Below are 17,017 nucleotides of genomic sequence, written 5' to 3' on the forward strand. Positions count from 1 at the left end.
CCCTGTAAGGGGTGGAGCTGACCGGTACTAATAGGCCGAGGGCTTGTCCTCAGTTGCTCGCGTCCACTGTGTTGGTTCTGAAACCACGAACAACCCCGCACCCCTGTCGTTTGGCCACGGGGGGTGTGGTGCGGCTGTTTGAATCAGAGTTTCATAGTGTTTCGGTGGTCATAGCGTGAGGGAAACGCCCGGTTACATTCCGAACCCGGAAGCTAAGCCTTACAGCGCCGATGGTACTGCAGGGGGGACCCTGTGGGAGAGTAGGACGCCGCCGAACAATTTGTATGAGAAAGCCCCCGCACTTCGGTGCGGGGGCTTTTTTGTGTTGTGGGTGGCTCCTCATTGGGAGGTGGGCTGTTGACAGCCGGCCGCCCGTTCAGAGCCGGCCTGCTGCCTTCAAAGCCAGATATGCGTCCGCCAGAGCCGGCGGCAGGTCGTCCGGTGTCGCGTCGACGACAGTGACGCCATGGCGTGTCAGCTGTTCGGCCGTGCGGTGGCGTTCCGCCTGGGCCTGCGCCGCGGCGGCCGCCTCGTACACCGCGTCGGTGTTGCCCCGGGCCTTGGCCATGCGCGCTATGTGCGGGTCGGAGACCGAGGCGACCAGGACCGTGTGGCGCTGGGTGAGGCGGGAGAGTACCGGGAGCAGGCCCTCCTCGATGGGGGCGGCGTCCAGGGTCGTGAAGAGCACGATCAATGAGCGACGCGGTGCCGTGCGGAGCGCGGTGGAGGTGAGGCCGCGGGCGTCCGTCTCGACCAGCTCCGGTTCGAGATGTGCCATGACGTCGACCAGTGAGGGAAGGACGTCGCCCGCGGCTCGTCCCTGTACCAGGGCGCGTACCCGGCGGTCGTAGGCGAGCAGGTCGACCCGGTCGCCGGCGCGGGAGGCGAGAGCTGCCAGGAGGAGAGCCGCGTCCATGGAGGCGTCCAGGCGGGGGGCGTCTCCGACGCGGCCCGCCGCCGTGCGGCCCGTGTCGAGGATCAGGAGGATGTGCCGGTCGCGCTCGGGACGCCAGGTGCGTACCGCGACCCTCGACTGACGGGCCGTGGCACGCCAGTCGATCGAGCGGGTGTCGTCACCGGGGACGTAGTCGCGGAGGCTGTCGAACTCGGTTCCCTCACCTCGGGTCAGGACGCTGGTGCGGCCGTCGAGTTCGCGCAGGCGGGCCAGTTTCGAGGGCAGGTGCTTGCGGCTGGTGAAGGGGGGCAGGACGCGTACCGTCCACGGGACCGCGTGGTTGCCCTGGCGGGCGAGCAGGCCGAGGGGGCCGTACGAGCGGACGGTGACGCGGTCCGCGCGGCGGTCGCCGCGGCGGGTGGGGCGCAGGCGGGTCGTGACGCGTCGGCGTTCTCCGGCCGGAACCGTCACCTGGTGGCGTGACTGGGTGACCTCCGTGCCGGGTTGCCAGCTGCTCGGGGGCCAGGCGTCGCGGACGCGGGCGCGCAGGGGGCGCCCCGACGGGTTGGTGACGGTGAGCGTGACGTCGGCGGTCTCGCCGAGGCGTACGGAGGTGGCGCCGGAGCGGGTCAGGCCGAGGCGGCGTACCGGTGCTGCCAGGGCGAAGTCGCAGGCGCAGGCGAGGGCCAAGGGGGCGTTGACGGCGAGGATGCCCGCCCAGCTGGGCTCCAGGATGCCCACAGGGAGGGTGCCGAGGGCCGCCAGGAGGGCCGCGCGGCCGGTGAGGGCCATCAGCGGGGGACGGGGACGTGGGAGAGGATCGCGTTGATGACCGAGTCGGCCGTCACGCCCTCCATCTCGGCTTCGGGCCGGAGCTGGACGCGGTGGCGGAGGGTCGGCAGCGCGAGGGCCTTCACGTCGTCGGGGATGACGTAGTCGCGGCCGGTCAGCCAGGCCCAGGCGCGGGCGGTGGACAGGAGCGCCGTCGCGCCGCGGGGGGAGACACCGAGGGTGAGGGACGGCGATTCGCGGGTGGCGCGACAGATGTCCACCACGTAGCCGGTGATCTCGGGGGAGACGGCGGTCTTGGCGACGGCCGCGCGGGCGGCTTCGAGGTCGGCCGGGCCCGCCACGGGGCGTACGCCGGCGGCGCGCAGGTCGCGCGGGTTGAAGCCCTCGGCGTGGCGGGTCAGGACGCCGATCTCGTCCTGGCGGGACGGGAGAGGGATCGTCAGCTTGAGGAGGAAACGGTCCAGCTGGGCTTCGGGCAGGGGGTACGTGCCCTCGTACTCGACCGGGTTCTGTGTCGCGGCGACCAGGAACGGCTCGGGGAGCGGGCGGGGGGTGCCGTCGACCGTGACCTGGCGTTCCTCCATGGCTTCCAGGAGGGACGACTGGGTCTTCGGCGGGGTGCGGTTGATCTCGTCGGCGAGGAGGAGGTTGGTGAAGACCGGTCCTGGCTGGAAGGAGAACTCCGCGGTGCGGGCGTCGTAGACGAGGGATCCCGTGATGTCGCTCGGCATCAGGTCGGGGGTGAACTGGACGCGCTTGGTGTCGAGTTCCAGCGCGGACGCGAGGGCGCGTACGAGCAGGGTCTTGGCCACGCCGGGGACTCCTTCGAGGAGGACGTGTCCACGGCAGAGGAGGGCGACGACGAGACCGGTCACGGCGGGGTCCTGGCCGACCACGGCTTTGGCGATCTCGGCGCGCAGGGCTTCCAGGGAGGCGCGGGCGGTGTCCGCGTCCCCGGTGTTCCCGGCGTTGTCAGTGGTCGGGGCCATCATGGACGGCGTACCTCTCTTTCGAGGGCGTCGAGTTGGTCGGTGAGGGCGATGAGGGCCGCGTCGTCGCGGGGCGGCGGCCCGAAGAGGAGAGCGTGCAGGGGCTGTCCTTCCCGGCGGAGCCGGGCGGACAGGGCGGGGAGCAGGGCTTCGGGCGCGTGCGCCTGGGCGGGGGACACACCGAGGAGGGGGGCCAGGCGGGTGCGGGTGGTGGAGCGCAGCGCTCCCGCGGCGCGGTCGCGGGCGTCGGCCTTGCGGTAGAGGCGGGCGCGGCCTTCGACGGTCTCGGAGGCGCGGATCGCGACGGGGAGCCGTTCGGGGACGAGGGGGCCGAGGCGGCGGGCGCGCCAGAGGGCGGCCAGGAGTGCGGCGATGAAGAGCTGCAGCGTGCCCCAGAGCCAGCCGGAGGGGACCAGGTCGAGGAAGCCGCGCTCGCCGGCGTCGGCGGCCGAGTCGTCGGAGAGCGAGGGGAGGTACCAGACCACATGGGGGCGGGAGCCGAGCAGTTGGAGGGCGAGGGAGGCGTTGCCCTGCTCGTCGAGCCGGTTGTTCTGGAGGATGTCGGGGGCGCCGAGGACGACGGTGTCGCCGTTGCCTTCGGCCGCCGGTATGCGCAGCAGGGTGGGCAGGCCCTCGCTGGGGTAGCAGGAGTCGGCGGCGGGCGCGTCCGTCGTGTAGCGCAGGCCGCCGGTGTCCGCGGTGCCGGCGCGCCGGGCGGCGGGCAGGGCGCAGGCGGGTGCGAGCGCGGAGTCGTCACTGGGCACGGGGGCGGCGTCGACGCCGGGCGCGAGGGTGCCGACGGAGGGGGCGCCGGGGGCGACGAGGACGGCGCGGGCGCCGGAGTTCCCGAACGCGGTGTGCAGGCGGTCCTGCTGGCGGTCGGTCAGCAGGTCGGGGCGGGCGACCAGGAGCGTCGTGTCGGGGCCTGCCGCGGTGCCGGCCTCGGCCAGGTCGGTGACCACGCGCGTGGTCACGCCCCGGTCGGCGAGCAGTTCGGCGACGGCGCGGCTGCCGTAGGGGTCGGCGGAGCGCGGGTCGAGGCTGCCGTGCTGGGTGCCGGAGCGTACGACGGCGATGGCGACGGCGGCCAGCAGGAGGATCACGAGTGCGAGCAGGATTCCGCGCGAGCGGGTCCACACCTGGCGCGCGGTGGGCGAGGCCGAGGTGGACGGCTGGGGGGCCGTAGGTGGGGCGGTGGTGGTCTCGGAGGTCATTCGGCGGCCCCTTGGTGGGCACTGTGGGCCGTGCGGGGGCTGCTGTTCGCGAGGACCGGCTTGGTGCGTTCCAGGTCCTGGTCGAGTTGTGCGAGGCGGTGGTACGTCTCCGGTCCGGCCGTTCGTCCGCCGTACGTGACGTCGTCGAAGTCGCGTGCCGCGGCGCGCAGCCGGTCCGTGTGGGCGGGGAGTGTGCGGCCCGCTTCGGCGGCGGCCTCGTCGGCGGTGCGTCCGGGGCGGGGGTCGAGCAGGGCGCGTTCCTCCAGGGAGCGGACGACCGCGCGCATGCGTTCCTGGACGGCCCTGTTCCAGTGGTTCCGGGCCGCGTGCGCCTCGGCGGCCGCGCGGTGTTCGGCGGCGCTGCGCGGCCGGTCGTCGAAGAGGGGGACGGCCGACGTGGGGGTTCGGCGGGGGGAGCCCAGGCGCCACCAGAGGGCGCCGACGAGTGCGGCGGCCGTCAGGACGATGACCAGGAGGCCGAGTCCGCCTCCCGGGGTCGCCGTGGAGGCGGCGCCGAGCAGTTTGTCGATCCATTCCCAGAAGGCGTTCAGGGCTCGCTGGAGCAGGTTCGGGTCGTTCTCGTGGTACATCCGCTTGGACAGCTCGCGCCGGGCGGCCTCCCGCGCGGGATCGCGCGGGACGGTCACCGGTGGTTCGCCGTCGGCGCGTGGCAGCGCCAGTACCGCTGTGAGCACTCCCCCCGCCGGACTCACTCCGTCAGCTCCCCGGGGTCGGTCCGGGGGTGCCGGAGCCGTAGTCCTGGACGCCGGCCGCGCGGGCCAGGTCGAGGTCGAGGGCTTCGCGGCGGATGCGCTGGTCGATGTAGAGGAGCACGGTGACCCCGGCGGTGATCGGGAAGGTGAGCATGGAGCCGATCACCGAGCCGATGCCGCTCACGATGAGGAACGTCCAGCCGAGGTCGCTGGTGCTGCTCTCGAGGAAGCTGCTGACGCCGTCGCCGCTGAGCGCGGAGGCGAGGAAGGTGAACGGGATCACGATGATCGACGCGATGATGTTCGCGATGATCGTGGCGAGGAGCTGGATGCCGAAGACGCGCCACCAGGAGCCGCGGACCAGCTTCGCGGAGCGGCTCAGGGATTTGAGGACGCCCTGCTTCTCCAGCATCAGGGCCGGCGAGGCCAGCGAGAAGCGAATCATCAGCCAGAGCGCGACGACGGCCGCGGCCAGGCCGCCGAGGACGGCGAGGGCGATGGCGCCGTCGCCGCCGCCGGCGAGGCCGACGAGGAGGCCGGGCAGTACGCCCACGCCGGCGATGGCGACCGCGATGAGCGGGAGCAGGAAGGTCAGACCGACGAGCTTGAGCAGCTGGGGCCGGGCGTCGTGCCATGCCTCGGCGGTGGTCACCGACTTGCCGAGGACGGCGCGGCTGGTCACGGTCGTGAGCAGGGCCGTGGCGACGATCGTGCCGAGCAGGGTGATGAGGACGACGACGCCGGAGTTCAGGAGGGTCTCGCCCAGGGCGCGGGTCAGTTCCCCGGCGGTGGCGCTGGGGTCGTCGAGGGTTTCGGCGGTGGCGCTGTCGTCCAGGACGAAGCCCTGGAGGAGGATCACGCCGATCTGCGTGAGGACCGCGACGGTCAGCGAGATGCCGAGGACCGTGCGCCAGTGCGTCCGCATGGTCGACACCGCGCCGTCGAGGATCTCGCCGACGCCGAGCGGGCGCAGCGGGATCACGCCGGGCTTGGCCGCGGGCGGGGGACCTCCCCAGCCGCCTCCCCAGCCGGGATGGCCGCCCGGGCCGTAGCCGCCGTGGCCCGGGCCGCCGGCAGGCGGGCCGCCCCAGCCGGGGCCGGTGGGCGGCGGGCCCCAGCCGGGGCCGGGCGGGGGTGGTGGCGGGGCCTGCGGCGGGGCGCCCTGTGGGCCGCCGCCGGGCGAGGGCCACTGGGCGGGCGGGGGCTGCTCCTTGGACCACTTCGAGCCCGGGCCGCCGGACGGGGCCGGGCCGGGCTGCGCCGGCTCGCTCGCGGGCTCCGGAGGACGGGGCTGATCCTCGGGCCGGGCAGGGCCGGGGGTCGCCGGGTCCTGTCCGTTCTGCCCGTCGGAGGGGGCAGATCCGGGCGATGCCCAGCCCGGAGTGTCGTTCATCGTCGCTCCTTCACGGTGCCCGTCCGCGGTCGCGGCGGCAGGTTGGCAGCCATCGTGCCACGGTGTTGCCGGGAAGTGACCGGCCGCACTATCAGCTGCACACCTTCAATTGTCTGCCCTGTACGGGGCAGACTGAGTGAATGGCTGATCAGTACGCGCAATTCCGCGAGGACAACCGGCCCATCGAGTTCCCTGCGATTCGCTGGGACGAGCCGCCGGAGGGGCCCGTGGTGGTCCTCCTCGACCAGACGAGGCTGCCCGCCGAAGAGGTCGAGCTGGTGTGCACGGACGCGCCCGCGCTGGTGGAGGCGATCCGTTCGCTGGCCGTGCGCGGGGCACCGCTGCTCGGTATCGCGGGGGCGTACGGGGTCGCGCTCGCCGCGGCCCGGGGTTTCGACGTCCGCGACGCCGCGGCCTCGCTGTCGAGTGCGAGGCCCACCGCGGTGAATCTCGGGTACGGGGTCCGCCGGGCCCAGGAGGCGCACCTCGCCGTGCTGCGGGCCGGGGGCGACGAGCAGCAGGCCGCCGCGGCCGCGCTGGCTGCCGCGCGGGCGCTGCACAGGGAGGATGCCGAGGCCAGCAGGCGTATGGCCGTGCACGGGCTGACGCTGCTGGACGAGCTGCTGCCGGGCGGGAACCACCGCATTCTCACGCACTGCAACACCGGGGCGCTGGTGTCCGGCGGAGAGGGCACGGCGTTCGCGGTGGCGCTCGCGGCGCACCGGGCGGGGCGGCTGCGCAGGCTGTGGGTGGACGAGACGCGTCCGTTGCTGCAGGGTGCTCGCCTGACCTCCTATGAGGCGGCGCGGGCCGGAATGGCGTACACCTTGCTCACGGACAACGCTGCCGGGTCACTGTTCTCGGCGGGAGAGGTGGATGCGGTGCTCATCGGTGCGGACCGCATCGCCGCCGACGGTTCGGTGGCGAACAAGGTGGGGAGCTATCCGCTCGCGGTGCTGGCCAAGTACCACCATGTGCCGTTCATCGTGGTGGCGCCGTTGACGACGGTGGACCCGGACACTCCGAACGGAGCATCGATCGAGGTCGAGCAGCGTGCCGGTCATGAAGTGACGGAGATCACAGCTCCGCTGGTGCCCGTGGCGGGAGTCGAGGCGGGCGGTGGGATTCCGGTGGCACCCCTGGGGACCCAGGCGTACAACCCGGCGTTCGACGTGACGCCGCCCGAGTTGGTGACGGCGATCGTCACCGAGGAGGGCGCCGTGTCGCCCGTGACGGCAGAGGCGCTCGCGGAGCTGTGTGACAGGTCACGCCAGGTAACGATTTAGTTAATGGGATGATGTCGTTTATGAAGGGACGAGTCCTTGTCGTCGATGACGACACCGCACTGGCCGAGATGCTCGGCATTGTGTTGCGTGGTGAAGGTTTTGAGCCGTCTTTCGTAGCCGACGGCGACAAGGCGCTGGCCGCTTTCCGTGAGAGCAAGCCCGACCTGGTGCTCCTGGACCTGATGCTTCCCGGCCGGGACGGCATCGAGGTGTGCCGCCTGATCAGGGCGGAGTCCGGGGTACCGATCGTGATGCTGACCGCGAAGAGCGACACCGTCGATGTCGTGGTCGGCCTGGAGTCGGGCGCGGACGACTACATCGTGAAGCCGTTCAAGCCGAAGGAGCTGGTGGCGCGGATCCGGGCCAGGCTGCGCAGGTCCGAGGAGCCGGCGCCCGAGCAGCTCGCGATCGGCGATCTGGTCATCGACGTGGCCGGTCACTCCGTGAAGCGGGACGGCGCCTCGATCGCGCTCACGCCGCTGGAGTTCGACCTGCTGGTGGCGCTGGCCCGCAAGCCGTGGCAGGTGTTCACGCGTGAGGTGCTCCTGGAGCAGGTGTGGGGCTACCGGCACGCGGCGGACACCCGTCTGGTGAACGTGCATGTGCAGCGGCTGCGTTCCAAGGTCGAGAAGGACCCGGAGCGGCCGGAGATCGTGGTGACCGTCCGTGGCGTCGGTTACAAGGCCGGACCGAGCTGACATGTCCCGGGACAGTGCCGCTTCGGCGCCCGGCGAGCCGGGGGTCCGGCCGGGGCGGCCTGTCGGGCGGAAGATGACGGGCTCCCGCTGGGGACGGTTCGTCGAGGGCGGACTGCTGCAGGGCGGAGTCCAGGGCAGCAGCCCGGTCCTGCGGCTGTTCATGCGCTGGGTGCGCCGGCCGCTGCTGCCCGTCATGCGGCTGTGGCGGCGCAACATCCAGCTGAAGGTCGTCGTGACGACCCTGCTGATGTCGCTGGGCGTCGTCCTGCTGCTGGGTTTCGTCGTGATCGGGCAGGTGCGCAACGGCCTGCTGGACGCCAAGGTGAAGGCTTCCCAGAGCCAGGCCACGGGCGGGTTCACGGTCGCCAAACAGGAGGCCGACAACGCGATGGGCGCGGGCGGGGACGACCGCTCGGGCCCGGGCGACAACCCTGTCCAGAACGTCAGCGGGTGGATGAGTTCCCTCGTCGAGTCGCTCTCCAGCGGTGGCCAGGGCGCGTTCAGCGTGGTCACCCTCGGCACCACCTCGGCCGACAGCGACAGCAGGGGTCTCGGACCGCGTGCCTCGGGATACGTCGACCCGAGCCTCAGCGTGCCGGAGGACCTGCGGGAGCGGGTGGACGGCGGCACGGGCGCGGCCCAGAGCTATACGCGGATCGTCTACACCAACCGCCAGGAGTCCCAGCCCGCGCTGATCATCGGCACCCGGATCAACGACCCCAAGGGCGACCCCTACCAGCTGTACTACCTGTTCCCGCTCACGCAGGAGGAGAAGTCGCTCAGCCTGGTGAAGGGGACGCTCGCGACGGCGGGGCTGTTCGTCGTGGTGCTGCTCGGGGCGATCGCCTGGCTCGTGGTGCGCCAGGTCGTCACGCCCGTGCGGATGGCCGCCGGGATCGCCGAGCGGCTGTCCGCCGGACGCCTCCAGGAGCGGATGAAGGTCACCGGTGAGGACGACATCGCCCGGCTCGGTGAGGCTTTCAACAAGATGGCGCAGAACCTGCAGCTGAAGATCCAGCAGTTGGAGGACCTGTCGCGGATGCAGCGGCGGTTCGTGTCCGACGTGTCGCACGAGCTGCGTACGCCGCTGACGACCGTCCGGATGGCCGCCGACGTCATCCATGACGCGCGCGTGGACTTCGATCCGATGACCGCCAGGTCGGCCGAGCTGCTCGCCGACCAGCTGGACCGGTTCGAGACGCTGCTGGCGGATCTGCTGGAGATCAGCCGGTTCGACGCGGGTGCGGCGGCCCTGGAGGCCGAGCCGATAGACCTGCGGGAAGTCGTCCGCAGGGTGATCAGCGGGGCCGAGCCGCTCGCCGAGCGCAAGGGCACCCGCATGCGGGTCGTCGGGGACCAGCAGCCGGTGGTCGCCGAGGCGGACGCCCGGCGGGTGGAGCGGGTGCTGCGCAATCTCGTGGTCAACGCCGTGGAGCACGGCGAGGGCAGGGACGTCGTGGTCAAGCTCGCGTCCGCGGGCGGCGCGGTGGCGGTCGCGGTGCGCGACTACGGAGTGGGGCTCAAGCCCGGCGAGGCCACCCGGGTGTTCAGCCGCTTCTGGCGGGCCGACCCGGCACGCGCGCGTACCACCGGCGGTACGGGCCTCGGCCTGTCCATCGCCCTGGAGGACGCGCGGTTGCACGGCGGCTGGCTGCAGGCGTGGGGCGAGCCGGGCGGCGGCTCGCAGTTCCGGCTGACGCTGCCGCGCACGGCGGACGAGCCGCTGCGGGGCTCGCCGATACCGCTGGAGCCCAAGGACTCGCGGCGCAACCGCGGACTGAACGACGCGGGGCTGCCCCTGGGCGGCACCCAGAAGCTGGCCACCGTGCCGGCGCAGCCCACCGAGCGAGTCGTGCCGCCGATGCCGGCGCGTGCCCCCAAGGTGGCGGGCGCGGTGGATCCGGCGGCGCTGCCCGGCAACGGCGCGCGCGTGGTGCCCCGGCCCGCCGCGGACGCCCGTGGACCGGCCGCGGAAGCCGAGGAGACGCCGTCCGAGGACGGTCCGGGAACCGGCGGGCAGCCGGACCAGCTGAAGCAGGGGGAGGGGTCTCGTGGGCGCTGACCGCGATCGGGGCGGCCGTCGGCGTCCGGCGCACATGATGGTGTACGCCGCCTGCGGAACCGTCCTGCTGGCCGGATGCGCGTCGATGCCGGACGGCGGGGACCTGCGCGATGTGGAGGCGTCCCAGCGGCCGGACGCGCAGGTGCGGGTCTTCGCGATGCCGCCGCGGGAGAACGCGCAGCCCGAGGAGATCGTCCAGGGCTTCCTGGAAGCGCTGACCAGTGACGACCCGGAGTTCGAGACGGCCCGCAAGTACCTGACCGACAAGGCGTCGAAGGAGTGGCGTCCGAACGAGTCGACGACGGTGCTCGCGGACGGACCCAACACCGTGGCGCAGCACAGCGGCAGCAGGGAGGCGACCGGTGACTACGCCTACTCGCTGATCGGCACGAAGGTCGCCACCGTGGACTCGCAGTTCGCCTACGAGCCCGCCGAGGGGGCGTACGACAAGACCGTGCACCTCACCGAGCACAAGGAGGCGGACGGTTCCAAGGAGTGGCGCATCGACGCCCTGCCGCCCGGCCTGGTGATGGGGATGTCCGACTTCCAGCGCAACTACGAGTCCGTCAACAAGTACTACTTCGCTCTGAACGCCGACGGCGGGGGCGAGGACCAGCTGGCAGCGGTCGCCGACCCCGTCTACGTACGGGAGCAGGTCGACCCGGTGACGCAGATGGTCCGCTCGGTCCTCAAGGGGCCCACGCGCTGGCTGGAGCCGGTGGTCAGATCGAGCTTCCCCACCGGTACGGCGCTCAAGAAGGGCGTCAGGTCGCTGACGCCGGACGACCAGAACCGGCTGAAGGTGCCGTTGAACGGCAGGGCCGACCGGGTCGGGCAGTCCGTGTGCAGGGAGATGGCCGCCCAGATCCTGTTCACGCTCCAGAACCTGACGCCCACGGGCATCGACGAGGTGGAGCTGCAGCGTTCGGACGGCACACAGTCGTGCGTGCTCAGGGGCGACCGTGCCGAGATCTACGTGGCGCACGGCCCGGCCAGGCGTGCCGAGTACGAGTACTTCATCGACGGCGAGAAGCGGCTGGTGCGGATACCGGGGGCCGGCAGCGAGCAGCAGCCGGAGCCGGTGCCGGGGGCGCTCGGCGACGGTGGCAAGGAACTGCGGGCGGCCGCCGTCTCGCGGGACGAGGACACCGCGGCCGGGGTGTCGCTCGACGGACGCTCGCTGTACGTCGGTTCGCTGGCGTCGGGCGGTTCGCTCGGCGAGGCCGTGCTGCGCAGTTCGGCCACGTCCCAGGACGACGGGCTGACGACTCCCAGCTGGGACGCGAGCGGCGACCTGTGGGTGGCCGACCGCGGTCCGAAGGACTCCCGGCTCCTCCTGCTGAAGGAGGGCGGGGGTGACCCCCTGGAGGTGGCGACACCCGGCCTGGAGGGGCGGATCGAGGCGGTGCGCGTGGCGGCGGACGGCGTGCGGATCGCTCTGATGGTGCGTGACGACGAGCGGACGTCGCTGCTCATGGGGCGGATCGAACGGGCGGACGCGAAGGGCGCGGGCGCCAGCAGTGGTGTGGCGATCCGTGAACTGCGGTCCGTGGCACCGCAGTTGGAGGAGGTCACGGCCATGTCCTGGGCCGGTGACAGCCGCCTGGTGGTGGTCGGGCGCGAGGCGCGAGGCGTGCAGCAGATCCAGTACGTCCAGGTGGACGGGTCCACGCCGGTCGGGCCGGCTCCGTCGGCGCTGACCGGTGTGAAGGAGATCGCCGCCTCCGAGGACGAGCGGCTGCCGCTGGTGGCGCACTCCGAGGACGGGATCGTGCGGCTGTCCAGCGGTTCGCAGTGGCAGACCGTGGTCAAGAAGGGGATGTCGCCGGTCTATCCGGGCTGAGTTTCCGTACGGCGCGCCCCGCCTCCCTCGTGTGGGTGACAACGCGGGAGGACGTGCCGGGAGTTGTCCACAGGTAGTTGTCCACAGGGGTGGCCCGGGCGCTGCGGCATTGGCACAGTGGTGGGCATGCGGGGGTGGTGGCAGGACCTCACCGACCTGGTGCTTCCGGCCGAGTGCGGAGGCTGTGGACGGCCTCGCACGGTGCTCTGCCCGGAGTGCCGTGCCGCCCTGACGGGGGCCGTACCGAGCCGTGTGCGACCGGAGCCGGAGCCGCCGGGGCTGCCGGTGGTGCACGCGGCGGCTCCGTACGAGGACCAGGTGCGGGCGGCGCTCCTGGCCCACAAGGAACGGGGGGCGTTGACGCTCGCCGGGCCGCTGGGAGCGGCGCTGGCGGGGGCTGTGCGGGCGGGGCTCGGACCGGGAGCCGACGCGGACGCGGCAAGTTTTCAGGCTCCGGTGCTGCTGGTTCCGGTGCCGTCGGCGCGGCGGGCGGTGCGGGCGCGGGGGCATGACCCGGCGCGGCGGATCGCGCTCGCGGCGGCTGCTGAGCTGCGGCGCACCGGGAGGCGGGCCCGGGTGCTCGCCGTGCTGCGGCAGCGGCGTGCCGTGGCCGACCAGTCGGGGCTGGACTCGCGGCAGCGGCTGGACAATCTCGCCGGTGCCCTGGAGGTGGCGCCGGGAGGTGCGCGGCTGCTGGCCGGGGGCCGTCCGGGCCGCGGCGTGGGCGACGGGATGGGCGGCGGTACGGGCGGTGAGTTGGACGGCGGGCGGATCGTGCTCGTCGACGACCTGATGACGACGGGCGCCTCCCTGGCCGAGGCGGCGCGGGCCCTGAGGGCCGTTCTCCCGGAAAAGGACGGATTCTACGGGCGGGTAACACGGAGAACGACGCAGGAAGGGGCGAGACGGGCGACGACGGCAGGTGTAGGCCGACGAGAAGCGGTCAGGGAAAAGAGAGGCGCGAACAGCGCGGAAGGCTGGGTCGGCGCGGCGGTGGTCGCGGCGTCTCCAGCTTCTTTCGAAATAAACCGGAACTGACAGAGAAGTTGCGTCGTTGCAGGTAGTGAGAGGTTCCATTCGCTGGAATGGAGGTACACCGCAGTAGAGGGTGACGACATCCGCCCAGGCGAGATATGTTCGGTTGTGAGGGAATGGCGGACGCCGATCCCTGCATATCGGAATGCCGCGCCGTGGGATTTCTCCATTCACCCGCGCCGGTGGGGTGGAGATCTTGCCCGCGGGGGAGGAGGAGGTGGAAGTCACCGAGTCCGAGGCTCCGGGACGCGCTGGAGCCAGGTGCAAGAGGGAGATGCTCCGCCGTCGATGCGGAGCGACCCGGGAACGGAGTTCTGCGTGGACATCGTCGTCAAGGGCCGCAAGACCGAGGTGCCCGAGCGGTTCCGCAAGCACGTGGCCGAGAAGCTGAAGCTGGAGAAGATCCAGAAGCTCGATGGCAAAGTGATCAGTCTCGACGTCGAGGTGTCCAAGGAGCCGAACCCCCGCCAGGCCGACCGCTCAGACCGGGTGGAGATCACACTCCACTCGCGCGGTCCGGTGATCCGGGCGGAGGCGGCGGCGAGCGACGCGTACGCGGCGCTGGACCTGGCGGCGGACAAGCTGGAGGCGCGACTGCGCAAGCAGCACGACAAGCGCTACACCCGCCGCGGCGCCCGCAGGATCTCGGCCGCGGAGGTCGCCGACCACGTCCCGGACGCGGCGACCCTGGACGGCAACGGCGACGTCGTGCACGAAGAGGAGACCGACGCGGTACCGGTCAAGAAGATCGGCCCGCTCGAGGTCAAGGGCGACGGGCCGCTGGTCGTCCGCGAGAAGACCCACGTCGCGTCCCCGATGACCCTCGACCAGGCGCTCTACGAGATGGAACTGGTCGGGCACGACTTCTACCTGTTCGTCGACTCCGAGACCAAGGAACCGAGTGTCGTCTACCGGCGGCACGCGTACGACTACGGCGTCATCCACCTCAGCACGGACCCGATGGTCGCCGAGGCGGAGCACGCCCCGCCCGGTGGGGCGCTGGGCGGCTGACTCACCGGGTGAGCTCCCCCGGCCGGCGGCCGGGGGACCCCCGGACGGTGCCCCTGGAGTGCTCGTGCGCCCCCAGGGGCACCGGTGTGCGACCCATTGGTGCCCCGCTCTGTCATCCCGTTGTCGTCCGGGCATGAAATCATGGCCGCACCGGCCTCAACCGGTGGGCCGTCGCGCTGGGTTGGCGGCGGCACAGGAACACAGGCCACGGCCTTCAGGGGGAGGAACCATGGCGGACAGCTTCGGACCGATGCGTGACGGGGATGCCGACGACGGCGTCGTCGGCATGGGCCCGGACGGCGGCCCCCCGCGCAAGGAGCCCATCCGGGTCCTGGTCGTGGACGACCACGCCCTCTTCCGTCGCGGCCTGGAGATCGTGCTCGCCGCCGAGGAGGACATCCAGGTCATCGGGGAGGCGGGGGACGGTGCCGAAGCGGTCGACAAGGCTGCCGACCTGCTGCCCGACATCGTGCTGATGGACGTCCGGATGCCCAAGCGCGGCGGGATCGAGGCGTGCACCTCCATCAAGGAGGTCGCCCCCAGCGCCAAGATCATCATGCTGACGATCAGCGACGAGGAAGCCGACCTCTACGACGCGATCAAGGCGGGGGCCACGGGGTATCTCCTGAAGGAGATCTCTACGGACGAAGTGGCCACGGCGATTCGCGCGGTGGCCGATGGGCAGTCGCAGATCAGCCCTTCGATGGCTTCGAAGCTGCTCACCGAGTTCAAGTCGATGATCCAGCGCACGGACGAGCGGCGGCTGGTGCCCGCGCCCCGGCTCACCGATCGTGAGCTGGAGGTTCTGAAGCTGGTGGCGACCGGAATGAACAACCGGGACATCGCCAAGGAGTTGTTCATCTCGGAGAACACCGTGAAGAACCATGTGCGGAACATCCTGGAGAAGTTGCAGTTGCACTCCAGGATGGAGGCCGTGGTGTATGCGATGCGGGAGAAGATTCTCGAGATTCGCTGAGGTTGGTTTCGCCGCGCGGAGGGGCTGGGGGGCGTCGGGTGAGTGTCACGGTGCCGGTGCGTCGTGGCTGATCGCGCAGTTCCCCGCGCCCCTGAGAAGCCCTGCGGGCTTCTGCGCCGTTCTCCCCGCGCCCCTGGGGAGTGCTGCGGGCTTCTGCGCCGTTCCCCGCGCCCCTCAAGGGGGCTAGAGGGACTTGTTCAGGGTTGTTGTCAGGGTGTCGCGTAGGAGTGGGGTGTTGGCTCGGTCCACTCGGATGGTTGTGCAGTTTACCCAGGTGGCTGCCTCCAGGAGGGCCTGGGCTACCGCGGGGACGGACTTGGGGCTGTCCAGGGTGACCTGCTTGGCGACCAGGGTGGTGCCCTCGCGGGACGGGTCCACGCGGCCGACCAGCCGGCCGCCCGCCAGCACCGGCATGGCGAAGTAGCCGTACACCCGCTTCGGTTTGGGCACGTATGCCTCCAGGCGGTGGGTGAAGCCGAAGATCCGCTCCGTGCGCGCCCGGTCCCAGACCAGCGAGTCGAACGGCGACAGGAGCGTGGTGCGGTGGCGGCCGCGCGGGGTCGTCTCCAGCGCCTCGGGGTCCGCCCAGGCCGGCTTCCCCCAGCCCTGCACCGTGACCGGGACCAGACCGGAGTCCGCGATCACCGCGTCGACCTGGTCGTTCCTGAGGCGGTGGTAGTCGGCGATGTCCGCGCGGGTGCCGACGCCCAGGGAGCGGCCCGCGAGCCGTACCAGGCGGCGCAGGCACTCGGTGTCGTCCAGGTCGTCGTGCAGCAACGCCTCCGGGATCGCCCGCTCGGCCAGGTCGTACACCCGCTTCCAGCCGCGCCGCTCCGTGCACACCACCTCGCCGTACATCAGCGCACGCTCCACGGCGACCTTGGTGCCCGACCAGTCCCACCACTCACTGGTCTTCTTCGCGCCGCCCAAGTCGGTGGCGGTGAGCGGGCCTTCGGCTCTCAACTGCTTGATGACCTGGTCGTACGTGCCGTCCGGCAGTGCGTGGTTCCAGTGCGGGCGGGCGCGGTAGGCGCGGCGGCGGAAGGCGAAGTGCGGCCACTCCTCCACGGGCAGGATGCAGGCCGCGTGCGACCAGTACTCGAAGGCGTGGGGCCGGGGCGGAGCCGTGCCGACGGGGGCCGGCGTCCAGTACGCCTCGTCGACCGTCCTGCGGCCGACGGCGCCGAGCCTGGCGTACGGGACGAGCTCGTGGGAGCGGGCCAGGACGGAGATGGTGTCGAGCTGGACCGCGCCGAGGTGCCGGAGAACGCCCCGGACGCCGCCTCTGCGGTCGGGGGCTCCGAGGAACCCCTGCGCGCGCAGGGCGATCCGACGGGCCTCGTCGGCGGAGAGTTCGGCGGTCGGGCGCGGCAGACTCGTCATGGTCCGCACGATAGGCGCTGCCACTGACAATCGGCCCCCACCTGGGCGGTTCGGTGAGGAGGGGCGGAGGGCCGGGTCAGGTCTGGTCCGGCGCCGGAAGGTACGGCGCCGTCGACGGCAGCCCGAGGTCCGACGGCAGCAGGGAGCCGATCCAGCAGTCGCGGCGCACGCCCTTGTTGTTGATGCCGGAGCGCAGGACCCCCTCGACGGTGAACCCGGCGCGTTCGGCGACCGCGCGGGAGCCCGTGTTGCCCACCTCGGCGCGCCACTCCACGCGGTCCAGGGAGCGCTGGGTGAACGCCCAGCGGGAGGCGGTGAGGGCCGCTTCGGTGATGTAGCCGTGGCCCCGGTGTTCCTTCGTCGCCCAGAAACCGATCTCGCCGACTCCCAGGGCGCGCATCGTGAGGGCGAGCATGCCGGCGAGTTCGCCGCCGACGGGCAGGAAGACACCGAAGGTGAACATCGAGCAGTCCGCCCACCCGTCGGGCACCATCTGCTCGGTGAAGGCCGTGGCGTGCTCGCGCAGATAGGGCGACGGGATCGTGGTCCAGCGCTGGATGTCGGGATCCTGGACGGCGTCGAACACGGCGTCGGTGTCGTGCGCTCCCACCGAGCGCAGCAGGAGTCGTCCGGAGGTCAGTGTGACGGGGTCCATCGGCCGATTCTGCTCGGGCTTCGGTACGGAAGCCATCACTTTCGCGCGCTGTGAGGGCGCCGTCACCTTTCG

General features: G+C 71.8%; 14 protein-coding genes and 1 rRNA gene. 8 read left to right on the top strand and 7 right to left on the bottom strand.

Going from position 1 to position 17,017, the window contains the following annotated elements; all coding sequences use genetic code 11:
• Positions 1-160: 160 nt before the first annotated feature.
• Positions 161-277 (top strand): 5S ribosomal RNA (gene rrf, locus ACFYXC_RS00005).
• A gap of 99 nt (positions 278-376) precedes the next feature.
• On the opposite strand, the gene ACFYXC_RS00010 is transcribed toward rrf, so the two are convergent.
• From ACFYXC_RS00010 to ACFYXC_RS00030, 5 genes are read right to left on the bottom strand one after another with little or no spacing between them, the layout of a single operon-like run.
• Positions 377-1,687 carry a DUF58 domain-containing protein gene (locus ACFYXC_RS00010; protein WP_389544966.1) on the bottom strand — a complete coding sequence of 437 codons (1,311 nt, stop codon included), beginning with the start codon at positions 1,685-1,687 and terminating at the stop codon, positions 377-379.
• The gene (locus tag ACFYXC_RS00015; RefSeq protein ID WP_388922234.1) at positions 1,687-2,679 is read right to left on the bottom strand and encodes an AAA family ATPase; all 993 of its coding nucleotides are present in this window, start codon (positions 2,677-2,679) and stop codon (positions 1,687-1,689) included. The genes ACFYXC_RS00010 and ACFYXC_RS00015 overlap by 1 nt, the downstream gene beginning before the upstream one ends.
• Positions 2,676-3,890: a DUF4350 domain-containing protein gene (locus ACFYXC_RS00020; RefSeq protein ID WP_389544971.1), complete on the bottom strand. Its 1,215-nt coding sequence runs from the start codon at positions 3,888-3,890 to the stop codon at positions 2,676-2,678. Before ACFYXC_RS00020 ends, ACFYXC_RS00015 begins: the two co-directional genes overlap by 4 nt.
• Positions 3,887-4,603 carry a DUF4129 domain-containing protein gene (locus ACFYXC_RS00025; protein WP_389544974.1) on the bottom strand — a complete coding sequence of 239 codons (717 nt, stop codon included), beginning with the start codon at positions 4,601-4,603 and terminating at the stop codon, positions 3,887-3,889. The genes ACFYXC_RS00020 and ACFYXC_RS00025 overlap by 4 nt, the downstream gene beginning before the upstream one ends.
• Positions 4,604-4,607: 4 nt before the next feature.
• Positions 4,608-5,996, bottom strand: coding sequence for a hypothetical protein (locus ACFYXC_RS00030; RefSeq protein WP_389544977.1), 1,389 nt, complete (start codon positions 5,994-5,996; stop codon positions 4,608-4,610).
• Between the two features lie 140 nt (positions 5,997-6,136).
• Between ACFYXC_RS00030 and mtnA the strand changes: the two genes are divergently transcribed.
• From mtnA to ACFYXC_RS00065, 7 genes are all read left to right on the top strand, one after another.
• Positions 6,137-7,282, top strand: a complete 1,146-nt coding sequence (gene mtnA, locus ACFYXC_RS00035) for an S-methyl-5-thioribose-1-phosphate isomerase (protein ID WP_389544980.1) — start codon at positions 6,137-6,139, stop codon at positions 7,280-7,282.
• Between the two features lie 8 nt (positions 7,283-7,290).
• A complete protein-coding gene (gene mtrA / locus ACFYXC_RS00040; protein ID WP_188114266.1) occupies positions 7,291-7,980 on the top strand; it encodes a two-component system response regulator MtrA in 690 nt (229 codons plus the stop codon).
• A 1-nt stretch (position 7,981) separates the two neighbouring features.
• A complete protein-coding gene (gene mtrB, locus ACFYXC_RS00045) occupies positions 7,982-10,042 on the top strand; it encodes an MtrAB system histidine kinase MtrB (protein ID WP_389544985.1) in 2,061 nt (686 codons plus the stop codon).
• Positions 10,032-11,885: an LpqB family beta-propeller domain-containing protein gene (locus ACFYXC_RS00050; protein WP_389544989.1), complete on the top strand. Its 1,854-nt coding sequence runs from the start codon at positions 10,032-10,034 to the stop codon at positions 11,883-11,885. The genes mtrB and ACFYXC_RS00050 overlap by 11 nt, the downstream gene beginning before the upstream one ends.
• 126 nt (positions 11,886-12,011) lie before the next feature.
• Positions 12,012-12,923: a ComF family protein gene (locus tag ACFYXC_RS00055; protein ID WP_389544992.1), complete on the top strand. Its 912-nt coding sequence runs from the start codon at positions 12,012-12,014 to the stop codon at positions 12,921-12,923.
• Between the two features lie 315 nt (positions 12,924-13,238).
• Positions 13,239-13,931, top strand: coding sequence for a ribosome hibernation-promoting factor, HPF/YfiA family (gene hpf / locus ACFYXC_RS00060; RefSeq protein WP_388922269.1), 693 nt, complete (start codon positions 13,239-13,241; stop codon positions 13,929-13,931).
• 229 nt (positions 13,932-14,160) lie between these two features.
• A complete protein-coding gene (locus ACFYXC_RS00065; protein ID WP_388922209.1) occupies positions 14,161-14,907 on the top strand; it encodes a response regulator in 747 nt (248 codons plus the stop codon).
• A 183-nt stretch (positions 14,908-15,090) separates the two neighbouring features.
• On the opposite strand, the gene ACFYXC_RS00070 is transcribed toward ACFYXC_RS00065, so the two are convergent.
• Together ACFYXC_RS00070 and ACFYXC_RS00075 are read right to left on the bottom strand one after the other, a co-directional pair.
• Positions 15,091-16,290 carry a winged helix-turn-helix domain-containing protein gene (locus ACFYXC_RS00070; protein ID WP_389544996.1) on the bottom strand — a complete coding sequence of 400 codons (1,200 nt, stop codon included), beginning with the start codon at positions 16,288-16,290 and terminating at the stop codon, positions 15,091-15,093.
• A 76-nt stretch (positions 16,291-16,366) separates the two neighbouring features.
• Positions 16,367-16,945 carry a GNAT family N-acetyltransferase gene (locus ACFYXC_RS00075; protein WP_388922203.1) on the bottom strand — a complete coding sequence of 193 codons (579 nt, stop codon included), beginning with the start codon at positions 16,943-16,945 and terminating at the stop codon, positions 16,367-16,369.
• Between the last annotated feature and the right edge of the window lie 72 nt (positions 16,946-17,017).

Origin of the sequence: Streptomyces sp. NPDC002701 (assembly GCF_042889045.1) — a bacterium.
Classification (GTDB): Bacteria; Actinomycetota; Actinomycetes; order Streptomycetales; family Streptomycetaceae; genus Streptomyces.

Excerpts from the sequence above, each read along its gene's own strand:
- ACFYXC_RS00030 (WP_389544977.1), bottom strand. The coding sequence starts at position 5,996 with ATGAACGACACTCCGGGCTGGGCATCGCCCGGATCTGCCCCCTCCGAC.
- ACFYXC_RS00075 (WP_388922203.1), bottom strand. The coding sequence starts at position 16,945 with ATGGACCCCGTCACACTGACCTCCGGACGACTCCTGCTGCGCTCGGTG.
- ACFYXC_RS00015 (WP_388922234.1), bottom strand. The coding sequence starts at position 2,679 with ATGATGGCCCCGACCACTGACAACGCCGGGAACACCGGGGACGCGGAC.
- mtrB (WP_389544985.1), top strand. The coding sequence starts at position 7,982 with ATGTCCCGGGACAGTGCCGCTTCGGCGCCCGGCGAGCCGGGGGTCCGG.
- mtnA (WP_389544980.1), top strand. The coding sequence starts at position 6,137 with ATGGCTGATCAGTACGCGCAATTCCGCGAGGACAACCGGCCCATCGAG.
- ACFYXC_RS00010 (WP_389544966.1), bottom strand. The coding sequence starts at position 1,687 with ATGGCCCTCACCGGCCGCGCGGCCCTCCTGGCGGCCCTCGGCACCCTC.
- mtrA (WP_188114266.1), top strand. The coding sequence starts at position 7,291 with ATGATGTCGTTTATGAAGGGACGAGTCCTTGTCGTCGATGACGACACC.
- ACFYXC_RS00070 (WP_389544996.1), bottom strand. The coding sequence starts at position 16,290 with ATGACGAGTCTGCCGCGCCCGACCGCCGAACTCTCCGCCGACGAGGCC.
- ACFYXC_RS00065 (WP_388922209.1), top strand. The coding sequence starts at position 14,161 with ATGGCGGACAGCTTCGGACCGATGCGTGACGGGGATGCCGACGACGGC.
- ACFYXC_RS00055 (WP_389544992.1), top strand. The coding sequence starts at position 12,012 with ATGCGGGGGTGGTGGCAGGACCTCACCGACCTGGTGCTTCCGGCCGAG.
- ACFYXC_RS00020 (WP_389544971.1), bottom strand. The coding sequence starts at position 3,890 with ATGACCTCCGAGACCACCACCGCCCCACCTACGGCCCCCCAGCCGTCC.